Origin of the sequence: Pseudomonas sp. H11T01 (genome assembly GCF_048515765.1) — a bacterium.
Classification (GTDB): domain Bacteria; phylum Pseudomonadota; class Gammaproteobacteria; order Pseudomonadales; family Pseudomonadaceae; genus Aquipseudomonas.
In genome coordinates this window covers 1-1502 of sequence record NZ_JBLYED010000062.1, presented here as the reverse complement: position 1 = coordinate 1502, position 1502 = coordinate 1, and the positions used below count along the sequence as shown (strand labels likewise).

Here is a 1502-nt window from a genome sequence, read left to right as displayed (position 1 = left end):
GAAGCGCCGCTGCGGATGCTGATGAACAACCTCGACCCGCAAGTCGCCGAGAACCCTAAAGAACTGGTGGTTTACGGTGGCATCGGTCGCGCTGCACGTAACTGGGAATGCTACGACAAGATCGTCGAAAGCCTGACCCACCTGAACGACGACGAGACCCTGCTGGTGCAATCCGGCAAACCGGTCGGCGTGTTCAAGACCCACACCAACGCCCCGCGCGTACTGATCGCCAACTCCAACCTGGTGCCACACTGGGCGAGCTGGGAGCACTTCAACGAACTGGACGCCAAAGGCCTGGCCATGTACGGCCAGATGACCGCCGGCAGCTGGATCTACATCGGCAGCCAGGGCATCGTCCAGGGCACTTACGAGACCTTCGTCGAAGCCGGTCGTCAGCATTACAACGACAACCTCACCGGTCGTTGGGTCCTGACCGCCGGTCTGGGTGGCATGGGCGGCGCTCAGCCTCTGGCCGCTACCCTGGCCGGTGCGTGCTCGCTGAACATCGAATGCCAGCAGGTCAGCATCGATTTCCGCCTCAACAGCCGTTACGTCGATGAGCAAGCCACCGACCTCGACGACGCGCTGGCCCGCATCGCCAAATACACCAAGGAAGGCAAGGCAATCTCCATCGCCCTGCTGGGCAACGCCGCTGAAATCCTGCCGGAACTGGTCAAGCGCGGCGTGCGCCCGGACATGGTCACCGACCAGACCAGCGCCCACGACCCGCTGAATGGCTACTTGCCAGCCGGCTGGAGCTGGGACGAATACCGCGCTCGCGCCAAGACCGAGCCAGCCGCTGTGGTCAAAGCCGCCAAGCAATCCATGGCCGTGCACGTTAAAGCGATGCTCGACTTCCAGAAAATGGGCGTGCCGACCTTCGACTACGGCAACAACATCCGTCAGATGGCTCAGGAAGAAGGCGTAGAAAACGCGTTCGATTTCCCAGGCTTCGTACCGGCCTATATCCGTCCGCTGTTCTGCCGTGGCATCGGCCCGTTCCGTTGGGCTGCGCTGTCGGGCGATCCGCAAGACATCTACAAAACCGACGCCAAGGTCAAGGAGCTGATCCCGGACGACGCGCACCTGCACAACTGGCTGGACATGGCGCGCGAGCGTATTGCCTTCCAGGGTCTGCCGGCACGTATCTGCTGGGTCGGTCTGGGCCTGCGCGCCAAGCTCGGTCTGGCGTTCAACGAAATGGTGCGTAGCGGCGAATTGTCCGCGCCGATCGTGATCGGTCGCGACCACCTGGACTCCGGTTCCGTGGCCAGCCCGAACCGTGAAACCGAATCCATGCAGGACGGTTCCGATGCCGTGTCCGACTGGCCACTGCTCAACGCCTTGCTCAACACCGCCAGCGGCGCGACCTGGGTTTCCCTGCACCACGGCGGCGGCGTCGGCATGGGCTTCTCCCAGCATTCGGGCATGGTGATTGTCTGCGACGGTACTGACGAAGCGGCCGAGCGTATCGCTCGCGTGCTGCACAACGACCCGGCCAC

1 protein-coding gene is annotated in these 1502 nt (G+C 63.1%); it reads left to right on the top strand.

Annotated elements, in window-relative coordinates:
* A partial coding sequence (gene hutU, locus ACN1C3_RS33165) for a urocanate hydratase (protein ID WP_419119944.1) occupies positions 1–1502 on the top strand: 1502 nt, incomplete at both ends.